The sequence below is a fragment of the Agromyces sp. NBRC 114283 genome (genome assembly GCF_030268405.1).
In the GTDB taxonomy this organism is placed as follows: domain Bacteria; phylum Actinomycetota; class Actinomycetes; order Actinomycetales; family Microbacteriaceae; genus Agromyces; species Agromyces mediolanus.
Genome location: NZ_BSQP01000001.1, coordinates 967,473 through 981,867, shown reverse-complemented (window position 1 = coordinate 981,867; position 14,395 = coordinate 967,473). Strand labels below are relative to the sequence as shown.

General features: G+C 73.6%; 13 protein-coding genes. 7 read left to right on the top strand and 6 right to left on the bottom strand.

The annotated features are described in order from the left end of the window. Positions 1 to 10: 10 nt before the first annotated feature. The 5 genes from QSJ60_RS04695 to QSJ60_RS04675 are packed head-to-tail and all read right to left on the bottom strand — an operon-like array spanning position 11 to position 5,130. Positions 11 to 826 (bottom strand): ABC transporter ATP-binding protein, encoded by an 816-nt coding sequence (locus tag QSJ60_RS04695; RefSeq protein WP_285462797.1) that lies wholly within the window; start codon positions 824 to 826, stop codon positions 11 to 13. Then, complete coding sequence (locus QSJ60_RS04690; protein ID WP_285462796.1) at positions 823 to 1,668, bottom strand: ABC transporter ATP-binding protein; 846 nt, start codon at positions 1,666 to 1,668, stop codon at positions 823 to 825. Before QSJ60_RS04690 ends, QSJ60_RS04695 begins: the two co-directional genes overlap by 4 nt. Next, positions 1,665 to 2,543, bottom strand: coding sequence for an ABC transporter permease (locus tag QSJ60_RS04685; RefSeq protein WP_285462795.1), 879 nt, complete (start codon positions 2,541 to 2,543; stop codon positions 1,665 to 1,667). The genes QSJ60_RS04690 and QSJ60_RS04685 overlap by 4 nt, the downstream gene beginning before the upstream one ends. Continuing rightward, entirely contained in the window at positions 2,540 to 3,496 is a 957-nt protein-coding gene (locus tag QSJ60_RS04680) for an ABC transporter permease (RefSeq protein ID WP_285462794.1), read from the bottom strand. The genes QSJ60_RS04685 and QSJ60_RS04680 overlap by 4 nt, the downstream gene beginning before the upstream one ends. Next, the gene (locus tag QSJ60_RS04675) at positions 3,493 to 5,130 is read right to left on the bottom strand and encodes an ABC transporter substrate-binding protein (RefSeq protein ID WP_285462793.1); all 1,638 of its coding nucleotides are present in this window, start codon (positions 5,128 to 5,130) and stop codon (positions 3,493 to 3,495) included. Before QSJ60_RS04675 ends, QSJ60_RS04680 begins: the two co-directional genes overlap by 4 nt. Before the next feature lie 260 nt (positions 5,131 to 5,390). Between QSJ60_RS04675 and QSJ60_RS04670 the strand changes: the two genes are divergently transcribed. From QSJ60_RS04670 to QSJ60_RS04640, 7 genes are read left to right on the top strand one after another with little or no spacing between them, the layout of a single operon-like run. After that, a complete protein-coding gene (locus tag QSJ60_RS04670) occupies positions 5,391 to 6,080 on the top strand; it encodes a pyroglutamyl-peptidase I (RefSeq protein ID WP_285462792.1) in 690 nt (229 codons plus the stop codon). Continuing rightward, positions 6,077 to 7,399, top strand: a complete 1,323-nt coding sequence (locus tag QSJ60_RS04665) for an amidohydrolase family protein (protein WP_285462791.1) — start codon at positions 6,077 to 6,079, stop codon at positions 7,397 to 7,399. Before QSJ60_RS04670 ends, QSJ60_RS04665 begins: the two co-directional genes overlap by 4 nt. Next, positions 7,396 to 8,781 (top strand): dihydroorotase, encoded by a 1,386-nt coding sequence (locus QSJ60_RS04660; protein ID WP_285462790.1) that lies wholly within the window; start codon positions 7,396 to 7,398, stop codon positions 8,779 to 8,781. The genes QSJ60_RS04665 and QSJ60_RS04660 overlap by 4 nt, the downstream gene beginning before the upstream one ends. Beyond that, a complete protein-coding gene (locus QSJ60_RS04655; RefSeq protein WP_285462789.1) occupies positions 8,778 to 9,863 on the top strand; it encodes an aminopeptidase in 1,086 nt (361 codons plus the stop codon). Before QSJ60_RS04660 ends, QSJ60_RS04655 begins: the two co-directional genes overlap by 4 nt. Then, the gene (gene allE / locus QSJ60_RS04650; RefSeq protein ID WP_285462788.1) at positions 9,860 to 10,615 is read left to right on the top strand and encodes a (S)-ureidoglycine aminohydrolase; all 756 of its coding nucleotides are present in this window, start codon (positions 9,860 to 9,862) and stop codon (positions 10,613 to 10,615) included. Before QSJ60_RS04655 ends, allE begins: the two co-directional genes overlap by 4 nt. Continuing rightward, the gene (locus tag QSJ60_RS04645) at positions 10,605 to 11,885 is read left to right on the top strand and encodes an amidohydrolase family protein (protein ID WP_285462787.1); all 1,281 of its coding nucleotides are present in this window, start codon (positions 10,605 to 10,607) and stop codon (positions 11,883 to 11,885) included. The genes allE and QSJ60_RS04645 overlap by 11 nt, the downstream gene beginning before the upstream one ends. A 42-nt stretch (positions 11,886 to 11,927) precedes the next feature. After that, positions 11,928 to 12,965, top strand: a complete 1,038-nt coding sequence (locus QSJ60_RS04640) for a LacI family DNA-binding transcriptional regulator (RefSeq protein WP_285462786.1) — start codon at positions 11,928 to 11,930, stop codon at positions 12,963 to 12,965. Positions 12,966 to 13,153: 188 nt separating this feature from the next. Here QSJ60_RS04640 and QSJ60_RS04635 read toward each other — a convergent pair whose 3' ends face one another. Then, positions 13,154 to 14,287, bottom strand: a complete 1,134-nt coding sequence (locus tag QSJ60_RS04635) for a hypothetical protein (RefSeq protein ID WP_285462785.1) — start codon at positions 14,285 to 14,287, stop codon at positions 13,154 to 13,156. Between the last annotated feature and the right edge of the window lie 108 nt (positions 14,288 to 14,395).

The following is a 14,395-nucleotide window of genomic DNA, read 5'->3' as shown; positions in this document are numbered from 1 at the left end:
GGACGGGCCGTCACGCGAGCTGACGGAGGAAGGTGCGGCGGTCCCGGGAGACCTGATCGGGGTCCCATCCGGGTCTGGGCACGCTGCTGAGGAGCAGGCGCGTGTACGGGTGCTGCGGATCGCGCAGCACCCGGCTCGTCTCGCCGGACTCGACGACCTCGCCGCGGAACATCACGATGAGCTCCTCGGTGATCGAGCGGACGACCTCGAGGTCGTGGCTGACGAAGACGATGGCGACGCCGGTGTCGGCGCGGATCCGCGCCAGCAGCCGGAGGATCTGCGCCTGCACCGAGACGTCGAGCGCGCTCGTCGCCTCGTCGAGGAGCAGGAGGCGCGGGGATGCCGCGAGCGCCCGCGCGATCGCGACGCGCTGCCGCTGCCCGCCCGAGAGCTCGCGGGGCAGGGCGCGGCGGGCGCGCTCGGGCAGGTCGACCTGGTCGAGCACCTCGCGCCGGCGGGCCGTGCGCGCGGCGCCGCGGAGCGCGGTGTGCAGCGAGATGATCTCGTCGATCGCCTCCTCCGGCGTCTGCCGGGGGTCGAGGCTCTGGTAGGGGTCCTGGAAGACCAACTGCATGATGCCGGCCCGCTCGTGGCGGGCGCGCCGGGAGGTGCGGGCCTCGAGCTCGGTACCGGCGACGACGATGCGGCCGGCGTCGGGCTGCTCGATGCCGGTGATGAGCCGGGAGAGCGTCGTCTTGCCGGAGCCGGACTCGCCGACGACGCCGAGCGATCCGCCCGCGGCCAGCTCGAAGGAGACGTCGGTGACGGCCTTCACCCGACCGTGGTCGTACGTCTTGCTCAGGCTCTCGACGGTGAGGATGCTCATGCGGCGCCTCCGATCGGCGTCGGCGCCTCGGCGTCGAGCCGGGAGGGCATCGCGTCGAGGAGCCTGCGGGTGTACGGGTGCTCGGGCCGCTCGAAGACGTCGAGGGCGGGGCCCTGCTCGACGACGACGCCGGACTGCATGACGTGGATGCGGTCGCAGCTCGCCGCGGCCAGGTCGAGGTCGTGCGTGACGAAGACGATCGCGAGCCCGCGCTCCTCGCGGAGCCGCCGCAGGAGGCCCATGATCTCGGCCTGGGTGGTGACGTCGAGCGCGGTGGTGGACTCGTCGGCGAGGAGCAGCCGCGGCTCGGTGGAGAGCGCCGAGGCGATCATCACGCGCTGCAGCATGCCGCCGGAGAGCTCGTGCGGGTAGCGCTCGGCCAGCGTCCCGGGGTCGGGCAGGCCGACCTCGTCGAGGAGGGAGACGACCTGCTGCGCGGCGCGGGCGCGGCTCCAGCCGCGGGTGCGGCGCAGCCCGTCGGCGACGAACGCGCCGATGCGCTGGTAGGGGTTCACGTGGGCGCGGGGGTCCTGGAAGATCATGGCGGCGATCTCCCGGCGTACCTGGAGCACCTCGCGGCGGCCGGCGCCGACGAGCTCGCGTCCGGCGACCCGCACCGAACCGGTGATCCTCGCGCCCTTCGGCGAGAGGCCGACCGCGGTGCGCAGCGTCATCGACTTGCCCGAGCCGGACTCGCCGACGAGGCCGACGATCTCGCCCTCGGCGCACGAGATGCCGACGCCGTCGAGGATCCGCACCGCGGCCTCGCCCTGGCCGACGTCGAGCCGGAGGTCCTCGACCGCGAGCACCGGGCCATCCACCTGCTGGTTCGAGCCGCTCATGCGCTCGTCCTCCTCACACGCTCCGCGATGCCCTCGCCCAGCAGGCTGAAGCTGACGACGGCGATGACGATGACCGCGCCCGGCGCGAGCGCCGGAGCGGGCGAGCCCTGGATCAGCGCGGCCTGCCCGGCGGCGACCATGGCGCCCCAGTCCGCCTCGGGCGGCTGCACGCCGAACCCGAGGAAGGAGAGGCCCGCGAGGTCGATCATCGCGTAGCCGAAGCAGAGCGAGGCCTGCGCGAGCACGAACGGGGCGATGTTCGGCACGAGGTGCAGCGAGGTGATCCGCCAGGCCGACATGCCCTGCAGCTCGAGCGCCCGGATGTAGGGCGTCTGCCGCTCGGCGAGCGCCACGCTCCGCGTCGTGCGCGCCATGTACGGGATGTACGCGACGGCGAGCGCGGCCACGGTCGAGGCGAGGCCCGGACCGAAGACTGCGACAATCAGGATGGCGAGCAGCACGCCAGGGAAGGCGAACAGGATCTCGACGAAGCGGGAGGCGGTCGCGTCGACCCAGCCGCCGCGCCAGGCCGAGAGCACCCCCACGGTGACGCCGATGAGCGTGGAGCCGAGCACGACGCCGAGCGGTCCGAGGAGGGAGATGCGGGCGCCCCAGATGACCCGGGAGAGCACGTCGCGGCCGGCCTCGTCGGTGCCGAGCAGGTGCGCGGCCGACGGCGGCTGCAGCGCGTCGATGAGGGAGACCTGGTTGGGATCGTACGGTGCGATGACGGGCGCGAGGATCGCGACGAGCACGAGCACGCCGAGCGCGATGACGGCGGCGAGCGTGAGCGCGTTGCCGCGATGGCGGATGGCGAGCCACGAGCGGCGGGTGAGCAGATGCGTCGAGCGCGTCTCGGTGGTGGGGAGCGTCACCTCGCGCCTCCCTTCGCCCGGGCGCGGGGTTCGAGCACCGGGTAGAGCAGGTCGACGACGAGGTTCGAGAGCACGAACACGGCGACGATGATGAGGATGACGGCCTGCACGACGGGGAAGTCCTTCACGTTGACGGCCTGCACGAGGAGCGAACCGATGCCGTTCAGGCCGAACACCGTCTCGACGATCGTGGTCGTCACGAGCAGGCCCGAGATGACGAGGCCGGCAAGGGTCACGACGGGCACGATGCCGCCGCGGAACGCCTGCCCCCAGATGACGCGCGAGGACGAGAAGCCGCGCACCCGGGCGGTCTCGACGTACTCCTTGCCGAGCGCGCCGATCATCGAGGTGCGCGTGGTTCTCAGCACGAGCGCGGCGGAGGAGAGCGCGAGGGCGACCGCCGGCAGGGTCAGGTGCCAGAGCCGGTCGCCGAAGCCCTCCCCCGCCCCGAACGCGGGGAACCAGCCGAGGGTCACGGCGAACAGCGAGGTGAGCGCCATCGCGACGACGAAGGACGGGGTGGCCATCGCGACGGTGCTGACGACGATCGCCGTGCCGTCGACGCCGCCGCGCTTGACCGCGGCGAGCACCCCGACGAGCACGCCGACCACGAGGATCAGCACCGCGGCGTAGCCGACGAGCAGGGCCGTCGTCGGCACCCGGCTCGCGATGAGCTCGGAGACCGGCTGGCGGAACTGGATGGAGAGGCCGAAGTCGCCCTGCACGACGCCGCCGAGCCACAGCACGTACTGCGACAGGAACGGCTCGTCGAGGTGGTACTGGTCGCGGATGGCCTGCAGCGTCTCCGCCGTCACCGAGTTGCCGCGCACGAGGAAGGACTCGGGCGAGCCGGGCGCGAGGTACATGGCGCCGAAGACGATGAAGGAGGTCGCGAGGAGGACGAGGGCGAGTGAGCCGACGCGCCGGGCGAGCGGGAGCAGCCAGCCGCTCATCCGGCCGCCCCGATCATCGCCGCCCACGGCGAGTGCAGCTGCACGTACGAGGCCGGGGCGCCGGTCGCGCGGGCGTTCAGGAACATCGTGTTGTAGGGCGCGTAGAGCGGGATCCAGAGCGACTCGTCGACGACGATCCGCTGCGCCTCGATGATGGATGCCGCGCGCTCGGCGGGGTCGGACTGGGTGCCCGCCTGCGCGATGAGGGCGTCGTAGTCGGGGTTCGAGAAGCCGAAGAAGTTGTAGAAGTTGCCCGTCTCGAAGTAGCGGTACATCTGCAGCGGGTCGGCGAAGTCGGTGCCCCACGCGGTGAGGTAGAGGTCGATGCCCTTCCGCGCCTCGGCGTCGGTGTAGACGGCGTAGTACTGGTCGACCGGCACCGAGCTGATCTCGACGTCGAGCCCGATCTTCGCGGCGGCCGACTGGATCTCGGCGCCGATCACGGGCGTCTGCGCCTCGGCGCTCGTCGTGGCGAGCACGATGGGCTCGGTCGGGGCCGTGGTGGTGGCGAGCAGCTCCTTCGCGGCGTCGAGATCGAGCGTGGCCGACTCGATCCCGTCCCAGGCCGACTGGAACGCGTCGCGCTCGTAGCCCCAGGTGCCCGGCACCGCGGGGGCGCGCTGCTCCTGCCCGGCGCCGGCGATCGCGACGTCGATGATGGCCTGGCGGTCGATGACCATCGACAGCGCCTCGCGCACGACGGGGTCGGCGAGCGGGCCGGTCGGGTCCATCACGATCGCGTTGTAGCCCTGGGTGCTCGGCCCGTAGTAGACGGTGCCGACGCCGCTGCCGGAGAGGCGGGTGATCGCGGAGGGCGCGACCTCCCAGGTGCCGTCGAGCGAGCCGGAGAGCAGCCCGTTCACGACCGCGGCGGGGTCGCGCACGATGTCGAACTCGACGGTCTCGGTCTTCGCCCGCAGCTCGGGGTCGAAGTAGTCGTCGTCGCGCACGAGGGTGATCGACTGGCCGGAGTCCCAGCGCTCGAACTCGTACGGGCCGATGCAGTTCACGCCGCCCTGCGGGGTGCCGTACGTCTCGCCGAGCTCCTGCACGGTGGCCGCGCGCTCGACGACGCCGGCGGGGCTCGACATGTACGCGTTGAACAGCTCGTCGGGCGCACTCAGCGTGACGGTGACCTCGAGCGGACCGGTCGCGGTGATCGACGCGACGTTCGCGAACGCACCGGACCAGAACGAGCCGGCGGCGGGGTCGAGGTGGCGCTGAAGGCTGAACACGACGTCCTCGGCGGTGAGCGGCGAGCCGTCGTGGAAGGTCACGCTGTCGCGGAGGGTGTAGACCCAGGTCGTCGCGTCGGGGTGCTCGAACGACTCGGCGAGCGCGGGCTCGAGCGAGAGGTCGGGGGCGAGCCGGAGCAGGCCCTCGCAGACGTTCGCGAGGATCGAGCCGGTCGTGTTGTCGGCGTTGTAGATCCAGTCGAGCGAGGCCGGCTCGCTCGAGACGGCCCAGGCGATGCGGTCGAGCTCGCCTGCGGGGGCCGGGGTGAGCTCGACGACCTCGACGGCCGCGCTGCTCCGTTCGGGTGCCGCGGGCGACGCGCACCCGGCGAGCACCACGACGGCCGCGGCGCCTCCCGCGATCATGGCCCGTCGTGCGGCCTTGGCTGTGCGCCTCATCACTGCTCCTCACCTCGTCGTGGGTACGTGCGATCGACGGCGTTCCGGTTGCGGTCGGGGGGTTCCGCCTGCGGTGGCCGATGGGGGCCGTCTGCCGATGAGTAAACACGGCGGGCTGGATCGCTGTCAAGCGAATGGAACGTTCTTTTTTTCGGATGTAACGTTCCTTTTCGTCTCGGCATGGGCTACCGTGAGGTCCGGCGACGACGTGGTCCGGTGGCTTCCCGGCACGTCGAATCCGTGATGCGAAGGAGCGAGACGTGAGCCAACCGTGGATTCTGATCACCGGCAACGGCGCGTTCGGCGACACCGCCGAACGCACCGACCTGCGCTATGCCGTCAACCCGAGTTCCGAGCTCGCCGCCGAGCTCGACGGGGAGACCGTGGCCGGGCACCTGCTGGTCGGCCGGAGCCTCGCCTGGCACCGCCACCCCGCCGAGGCGCTCGCGCCGATCCTCGACGAGGCCGCGACGCCGCCCGCCGCCATCCTCTCCACCGGGGTGTTCTCCGGCCGCAGCACCGTCTCGGTCGAGCGCCTCGCCGCGAACGTGCAGGACTTCCAGTTCGCCGACGACGACGGCTTCCGCCCGGCCGGCGACCCCGTCTACGCCGACGGCCCCACCGCCTATCTGGCCACCGTGCCGATCAAGGCGATCACGCACGCGATCCGCGAGCGCGGCATCCCCGCCCTGCTCTCCAACTCGGCGTCCACGCACGGCTGCAACGCCGTGATGTACACGGCGCTCCACCTCGCGGCCGAGCGCGGCCTGCCCACCCGGGCCGGGTTCATCCACCTGCCGGACACCCCGGGCCACGTGGCCCGCATCGGCAGCAACGGCCCGAGCATGGACCTCCGGCTCCAGGCGGAGGCCGTGCGCATCGCCGCCGAGGCCGCGATCGCGCACACCGACGCCGACCTCGACGTCCCCGCGAACGAGTGGGAGTGGTGAGCGCCATGACGACGACCGGCCCCGCCCTCCTCATCGCCGGCGCCGCCCTGCACGGCCGCCCCGGCGCCCACGACGTGCTGCTCCGCGACGGCGCGGTCGCCTCGATCGAGCCGAGCGGCTCCATCGGCGCCGCCGCTCTCGCCGAGTGGGCCGACCGTGCCGGCGCCGAGCGGCTCGACGCCGCCGGCGGACTCCTCGCCCGCGCTTTCGTCGAACCGCACCTGCACCCCGACAAGTCGTTCAGCCTCTCCGAGCTCGACCCGGCCGAGGCATCCGGGCTCGACCACTTCGCCCGCTCCAGCCGCATCAAGGCCGGCTTCACGCCCGAGCGGGTCGCCCGCAGGGCCCGCCGGGCGTTCGAGCTCGCCGTCGCGAACGGCGTCACCCGGCTCCGGGCGAACATCGACATCGACTCGATCGCCGGGCTCCGCGGCTTCGAGGGCGTGCTGCAGGCCCGCGAGGAGGTGCGCGGCATCCTCGACGTCGACCTCGTCGCGTTCCCGCAGGAGGGGCTCGGCCGCGACCCCGGCGCCCTGCCCCTGCTGCGCGAGGCTCTCCGCTCGGGTGCCGACCTCGTCGGCGGCTGGCCGAACGTCGAGGACGGGGATGCCGCGCAGCGCGCGCACGTCCGCACCGTCTTCGAGCTCGCCGAGGAGTTCGACGTCGACGTCGACATCCACGCCGACTGCTGGCTCGACGAGCGTGAGCGGATGCTCGAGGTCGTCGCCGACGAGACCATCGCCCGCGGCTACCAGGGCCGCGTGCTCGCGAGCCACTGCTGCGGTATCGAGCGCTACTCCGACGAGGACGCGGGCCGCGTCGCCGCCCGGGTCGCCGAAGCCGACGTGCGCGTCGCGATCATCCCGCTGAACCTCGTCGACGGCGGCCCGCGCGGACTCTCCCGCCCGCACGAGCTGCGCCGCGCCGGCGCCGAGCTCGTCGTCGGCAGCGACAACCTCAACGACGGCTGGTACCCGCTCGGCACGCTGAGCCCGCTCGACCGCGCCTACATGACCCTCGTCGGCGGCGGCTACGGCGACGACGACGTCGACCTCGTCTGGCACATGGTCGCCTCCGGTGCGGCGCACGCCCTCGACGATCGCACGCGGGCGGATGCCGAGGCCTGGCGCGCCCCGGACGTGACGCCCGGGATGACCGCCGACCTCGTGCTCCTCGGCGCACACGACCGCCTCGAGGCGCTGCGCCGCCCGGGCGGCCCGCTCACCACGATCAAGGCCGGACGGGTCGTCGCCAGGCGGAGCGTCGACGAGTCCGTCGCGGATGCCGGCATCCGCCCCGCCGACGGGGTCCGCGCATGAGCCGGGCCGCTCTCGCGATCGTCGGCGAGCGCGTGCTCGTCGGCGACGAGCTCGTCCCCGCGACCGTGCTCGTCGACGGCGGCCGCATCACGGCCGTGCGCCGCGGGGCCGACCGCGAGGCCGACGCCGAGCGGGTGTTCGACGCCGGCGACGACGTCGTCTCCCCCGGCTTCGTCGACCTGCACGTGCACTTCGACAACCCGGGCGACGACCTCGCCGCCGACTACCGGATCGGCACGGCGAACGCCGCGCTCGGCGGCTGCACCTTCGTCATCGAGCACCCCTTCACGACCCCGCCGACGACGACCGCCGCCCGCTACGCGGCCAAGTCGGAGCTCGGGGCGCAGGGAGCGATCGTCGACTTCGGGCTCTGGGGCGCGCTCACCGGCCCCGGGCTCGGCGAGCTCGGCGGGCAGCGCGAGCTCGGCGCCCCCGGCTACAAGGCCTTCCTGCCCGAGAACGACATGGACTACCCCTCGGCGAGCGACGACGACCTCCGCCAGGGACTCGCCGAGACCGCCCGCCACGGCGGGCTCGTGCTCGTGCACGCGGAGGACCGCGAGGGGCTGAGCGCCGCGATCGCCGCCGAGCGCGCCGCCGGCCGCACCGACTACGCCGCCGTGCTCGCCGCGCGCAGCCCGGAGCTCGAGCTCGAGGCCGTGCGCCGGGTGCTCGCGATCGCCGAGGAGACCGGCGGGGCCGTGCACTTCGTGCACCTCTCGCTGCCCGAGGCCGTCGACCTCGTCACCGCGGCGCGGGAGCGCGGCGTGACCGCGAGCTGCGAGGTCACCGCGCACCATCTGCTGCTCGACGCCGACGACTTCCTGCGGCTCGGCTGGACGGCCCTCTGCGCGCCGCCGCTCCGGGCCCGTCCCGAGGTGGAGGGGATGTGGCAGCGGCTCCGCGACGGCGCGATCGACGCCGTGGTCTCGGATCACTGCGTCTACTCCGTCACCGACAAGGCCGTCGCCGAGCACGACGCGCTCGGCGGCCCGTTCGGCATCCAGAGCGCCCGCGAGTTCGCTCCCCTCTTTCTGGACGAGGCGCTGCGCCGCGGGTGGACGCTCCCCGACGCGCTCGCCCTCATCACGAGCCGGCCCGCCGAACGCTGCGGCGCCGCGCCCGCGAAGGGGCGGATCGTCCCCGGCGCCGACGCCGACCTCGCGGTGCTCCAGCTCGGCGAGGCCCGAGCGGTGCAGTCGGCCGGGCAGTTCGGCCCCGACCGCTGGTCGCCGTACGAGGGCCGGCCGAGCACCGTCCGGGTGCGGGCAACGATCGCCCGAGGCGAGTTCGTCGTGCTCGACGGCGGGCTCGTCACCGACCACGGCCCCGGCGCCTTCGTGCCGCTCGCGGTGCCCGCCCCCGCCCGGAGCTCCGCGTGAGCGGGCCGGCCGCGAGCAGCGCCGCGACCGGGCTCCAGCGCCCGAGCGCATTGCCGCCCGTCAGCGACGCGGACCTCGACCGCGGGGCGCGCGAGCTCATCGACACCTGCCTCGCCGTCGGCGCGAACGACCGGGTGCTCGTCATCGCCGACGAGCCGACCCGCGGGCTCGCCGAGCGCATCGTCGCCGCGGCCTCCCGGGTCGCCGCCGACAGCCGGCTGCTCCTCGTGCCGGGGCTCGACGACGACTACCCCGCCGCCTTCGCCGCGATCGCCGCAGCCATCACGGGCGAGCGCCCGAGCGTCACCGCGTTCGCCGCGCGCGACGGCGACGACCGGCTCGCGTGGGACGAGCGCTTCTGGGCGCTGCTCGACGGCGTCGGCGCCCGGCACGCCCAGCTCACCGCGCTCGACCGGCCGAGCCTCGGCATCGGCCTCACCGCCGACTACCGCGAGGTCGCCCGCTTCAGCGAGCTCGTCCGCGGACGGCTCACGGGCGCGGCGACGGCCGAGGTGCGGAACGCCCTCGGCACCGAGATCCGCTTCGCCCTCGATCCGGCCCGGCCCTGGACCGCGTTCACCGGGCTCTACCACGCCCCCGGCGAGGGCGGACGGCTGCCTCAGGGCGAGGTCTTCTGCTCGCCGACCGGCGCCGACGGCGTCATCGCGGCGAGCGTCCTCGGCTACCCCTTCAACGCCTCGACCGGGCTGCTCGCCGAGCCCGTGCGCTTCGAGGTCCGGGGCGGACGGCTGGTGGGCCTCGAGCACCCCGACGCGGGGCTCGCCGCCCGACTCCGCGAGTGGTTCGACCGCGACGAGCACGCCGGCCGCATCGGCGAGTTCGCCGTGGGCACCAACCGCGCCTGCACCGCCCTCAGCGGGAACCTCCTCTTCGACGAGAACGTGCCCGGCTGCCACATCGCGTTCGGCCACCCCTTCGGCGACTACACCGGGGCGCACTGGCACTCCGAGGTGCACGTCGATCTCGTCGTCGAACGCCCCACGATCACCGTCGACGGGGCCCCGCTCCTCGTCGACGGCCGCTACCCCGACCCCGTCCCGGCCGATTGGAGCCACGAGTGACCAGCTACCGCAACGACTACCTGAGCGCGAGCCGCGGCCGCGTCGGCGACCGCTACTACCTGATGACGCCCGACACGATGGTCGAGAACACACTGCCCGGCCTGCCGCCGTACGCGGCGACCGTGCTCGCCGCGCCGCAGGGCAGCCCCGCCCGCTTCGGCCAGTACCTGCTGCAGCTCGAGGCCGGCGCCGCGAGCACCCTGCCCCAGGGCGTGGGCTTCGAGAACTTCCTCATCGCGCTCGACGGCGCGCTCCGCGTGCGCTCCGCCGGCGAGGAGTGGCTGCTCGAGGACGGCGGCTACCTCTTCCTCCCCGAGGGGCGCAGCTTCGAGCTCGAGGCCGTCGCGGCATCCCGCGCGCTCTGGGTGAAGAAGCGCCACCTCGCCGTCGACGGCGTCGAGGCGCCGCCCGTGGTCTCCGGCCGGCTCGGCGACATCGTCGGCATCGACGACGACGGCATCGACGGCAGCTACGGGCAGCTGCTGCCCGACGACGAGCGCTTCGACCTCGCGATGAACGTCATGCGCTTCCAGGGCGGCGCCCGGTTCCGCATGGTCGAGATCCACCACCAGGAGCACGGCCTCTACCTCCTCGAGGGCGGCGGCGTGTACCACCTCGACGGCGAGCACGTCGACGTGCAGCAGGGCGACTTCATCTACATGGCGCCGTACTGCACGCAGGCCTTCACGGCGACCGGCCCCGAGGCATCCGCCTACCTGCTCTACAAGGACGTGAACCGCGATGGCTTCTGAGACGACCGCCGACCTCCTCGTGCGCGGGGCCCGGTTCGACCGGGACGCCGCGGGCGCCGGGGCGCCCGCCGACGCCGTCGTGGACGTCGTCGTCCGCGACGGTGCGATCGCCGCGATCGGACCGGATGCCGGTGCCGGCGTCGCCGCGACGGAGGTGATCGACGCCGATGGCGGACTCGTGACGACTCCGTTCGTCGAGCCGCACAGCCACCCCGACAAGGTCTACAGCCGGCAGCGGATCGCCGAGCTCGGGCTCGTCGCGCACGGCCCGCGCCCCGTGCTCATGCAGCGCCAGCGCGACCTCAAGGCGGCGTTCACGGTCGACGACGTCGCCGAGCGGGCGGGCCGCTTCCTCCGCGCCTCGGCCCTCGAGGGCATCGGCCTCCTCGCCGGGCAGGCCGACATCGACTCGGTCACCGGGCTCGCCTCCGTCGAGGGCGTGCTGCGGGCCCGCGCCGACTGCGACGGCGTGATCGAGACCGTCGTCACGGCGTTCCCGCAGGAGGGGATGGTCGGCGACGCGCGCGCCTACGGGCTCGTCGCCGAGGCCCTCGCGATGGGCGCCGACCGCGTCGGCGGTTGGCCCAACAACGAGGCCGACGAGGAGGCGCGGCTCACCCACCTGCGGCTCGTCTTCGAGCTCGCCGAGCGCTTCGGCCGCCCGATCGACATCAACGTCGACTACTTCACCGACCCGAGCGAGCGCCTGCTCGAACCGCTCGCCGAGCTCACGATCGCCTACGGCATGCAGGGGCTCGTCAACGCGAACCACGTCGGGGCGCTCGAGACGTACCCCGACGACGACGCCGCCCGGGTCATCGAGAAGGTCGCCGAGGCCGGCATCGCCATCACCGTGTGCCCCTCGAACCTGCAGAGCTCGTACCCGTACCGGGGCGTCTCGCGGCCGAACGAGCTGCTCGACGCGGGCATCACCGTGACGATCGGCACCGGCAACCACGAGGACAACTGGGAGTCGCTCGGCACCCTCGACCCGCTCGAACGGGCCCGCTTCGCCTGGCACGCGCTGCCGCTCGCCGACCGGGCGGGCGAGGGCGTGGACGACGCCTGGCGGATGGTGACGAGCTCGGCCCGCGCCGCCGTCGGCCGACCGGCGCCGCGGCTCGAGGCGGGTGCGGAGGCCTCCTTCGTCGTGCTCGCCGCGGGCGACCGCCTGCACGCGCTCCGCAACGAGGCGGGATCGCGCTGGACGGTGCGGCGCGGCGCGCTCGTCGCGGCGCGCCGCGTCAGCACCGAGCTCGTCTACAGTTGATGGCGTTCCCCGCGCCTGGTGCCGACGGAGAGGTCGAGGTCCATGACGGAGCGTGATCAGCCGGCGACGAAGCGCGTCACCATCCACGACGTCGCCCGTGAGCTCGGCCTGTCCACGAGCACGGTCTCGGCCGCGCTCAATGGCAGCGGCAAGCTCCGCCAGTCGACCCGGGATCGCGTGCAGCGCACAGCCACCGAGCTCGGCTACCGGCCGAGCCGGGCGGCGCTCGCCTTCCGGCTCGGCCGCACCGGCACGATCGCCTTCGCACTCCCCTCGGTCGACGAGGGCGCCGTGCCGATGCTCGACCTCGACTTCTACATGACTGCGGCGCGCGCGGCGGCGACGAAGGCCTTCGAGGCCGGGTACGCGCTCACCCTCACGCCGCCGACGGTGACGAGCGAGGACGGCTGGCGCCTCATCGGCGCCGACGGGGTCGTGCTCTGCGACCCCGTGCGCAACGACGAGCGGCTCGCCGCGCTCGAACGGCTCGGCACCCCGGTCGTCACGGTCGAGCGGGATGCCGCGCGCCCCGAGTGGCCCTACGCGGTCACGAGCGACCACGGCGAGAACATGCGCACCCTGCTCGACCACCTGCACGAGCAGGGCGCGGAGCGGATCGCGCTGATCAGCGCCGACGCGAGCTGGTCGTGGGCGGAGGAGAGCGCGGCGGCGTACCGCGACTGGGCCGTCGAGCACGGGATGCCGGAGCTCGTGCGTCTCATCCCGCTCGACCACGCGCACAACGACCCCTACGAATCGACCCTCGCCCTGCTGCGCGGGCGCGAGCGGCCCGACGCCGTCATCGCGACGGCCGAGCAGTACCGCGAGGGCGTGCTGCGGGCGGCCCGGGACGCCGAGGTGCGCATCCCCGAGGACGTGCTCGTCGCCGTCGGCATCGACAGCCCCGGCTCGGAGCGGCACGACCCGCCGCTCACCGCGATCGACCTGCAGCCCGACCGGCAGGCCGAGCTCGCGGTCGGCATGCTGCTGCGCCGCATCGAGGGCGAGCCGATCGAGGGCCCGCTGCTCTCCGACGCCGTGCTCCGCGTCCGCGGCAGCACGGTGCGGATGGCCCGCTGAGCCCGAGTTGGTTCGCTGAGCTCGTCGAAGCGACCTCCACATTGGTTCGCTGAGCTTGTCGAAGCGAACTCCACGTTGGTTCGCTGAGCCTGTCGAAGCGGACTCGGCTCGCTTCGACAAGCTCAGCGAACCAACCGAACTCAGCGAACCACCGCTTCGACGAGCTCAGCGAACGAACCGAACCACGGCTACACGCAGCGGCCGGCCTCGGCGATCTGCTGGTCGCTCGGCCGCCCGTACGCCTCGATGCCGGAGCCGGGCACGTCGTAGCCCGCGGCGATGGCCCATGCGGTCGCCCACATCTCGTCGTCGCCGCCGAACACCTCGCTCTCGAAGATCGGCGTGCACTCGGGCCGCACGACCTGCGTGTGCCCGACCTCGTGCACGACGACCGCCTTGGCGTTCACATCGTCGGCGTAGCTCCAGTCGATCGAGTAGCTGAGGTTGATCTTCGCCCAGCCTCCGTCGGCGTACCAGTACTGGGCCGTGCCCGAGTACCACTCCTCGCTCGAGAGCCCGTTGACGACGTGGTCCCACGCGAAGTCGAGGTGCACGCCGTGCGCGATGGAGCGGGCGAACTCCTCGATCGGCCCGCGGCTCGCGTACTCGGGAGCCGCCCGCCGCGCGGCCTCCGCCGTCTGCGACGCCTGCACGGCCGCCACGGCGGCGGCGAGCTGTTGGTACCCCTCGGCGCTGTCGTCCTGCTCGACGTACCAGGAGTCGCCGTCCTGGGCGATCGCGTGCATCGCCGGAACGCGCGACTCGTAGCTCGCGACGGGGCTCGCGTCGAGCACGGCCTGCGCATCGGCGGCCGCGTCGGCGTAGAGCGCGGCGCGCGCCGCGGCGAGCTGCGCCTCGGCGTCCTCGAGCCCGCCGAGACCCGACTCGGCCTCCCGCTGCAGTTCGACGAGCCGTCCGGTGCGCTCCTGCGTCGCGACGGCCTCGGCGAGGCTCGTCCAGATCGGCGTGAGCGGCCCCCGGTCGTAGGCGGGCTGCTCGGGCAGCTCGAGTCCGGCGGCGTCGATGAGCTCGCGGGCGGATGCGACGTCCGCCGTCAGCGCCTCGGCGAGCGCCGGATCGCCGAGCCCGTCCACGAGCGCGCCGGCGAGCGCCTCGCCCTCGAGCACCTGCCCTTCCGCGAGCGTCGTCGCGCCGTGCAGATCGCCGAGCGCCGCCTCCGCGCGGGACTCGGCGGCCGCCCCGGCGACCACGGCCTGCGCGCTGACGGCCTCGGCGAGCGCGGTCGTGCCGAGGACGAGCCCGAGCGTGCCGAGGGCCGCGGCCCCGAGCACCGGCAGTCCCCACTTGATGCCGTCGTTCACGCGTCTCCCGCCTCGTTCCGCCATCCCCCACGATCGCGCCTGGATGCAGCGTAGCGAGGCGGGCGATCCCCGGGCCACGGGTACTGCCGGACGAGGGCTCCACGGGTC

What these genes read in the sequence shown, in the direction of transcription:
- QSJ60_RS04695 (WP_285462797.1), bottom strand. Translation starts at nt 826, where the DNA reads ATGAGCATCCTCACCGTCGAGAGCCTGAGCAAGACGTACGACCACGGT.
- QSJ60_RS04690 (WP_285462796.1), bottom strand. Translation starts at nt 1,668, where the DNA reads ATGAGCGGCTCGAACCAGCAGGTGGATGGCCCGGTGCTCGCGGTCGAG.
- QSJ60_RS04680 (WP_285462794.1), bottom strand. Translation starts at nt 3,496, where the DNA reads ATGAGCGGCTGGCTGCTCCCGCTCGCCCGGCGCGTCGGCTCACTCGCC.
- QSJ60_RS04675 (WP_285462793.1), bottom strand. Translation starts at nt 5,130, where the DNA reads ATGAGGCGCACAGCCAAGGCCGCACGACGGGCCATGATCGCGGGAGGC.
- QSJ60_RS04660 (WP_285462790.1), top strand. Translation starts at nt 7,396, where the DNA reads ATGAGCCGGGCCGCTCTCGCGATCGTCGGCGAGCGCGTGCTCGTCGGC.
- QSJ60_RS04645 (WP_285462787.1), top strand. Translation starts at nt 10,605, where the DNA reads ATGGCTTCTGAGACGACCGCCGACCTCCTCGTGCGCGGGGCCCGGTTC.
- QSJ60_RS04640 (WP_285462786.1), top strand. Translation starts at nt 11,928, where the DNA reads ATGACGGAGCGTGATCAGCCGGCGACGAAGCGCGTCACCATCCACGAC.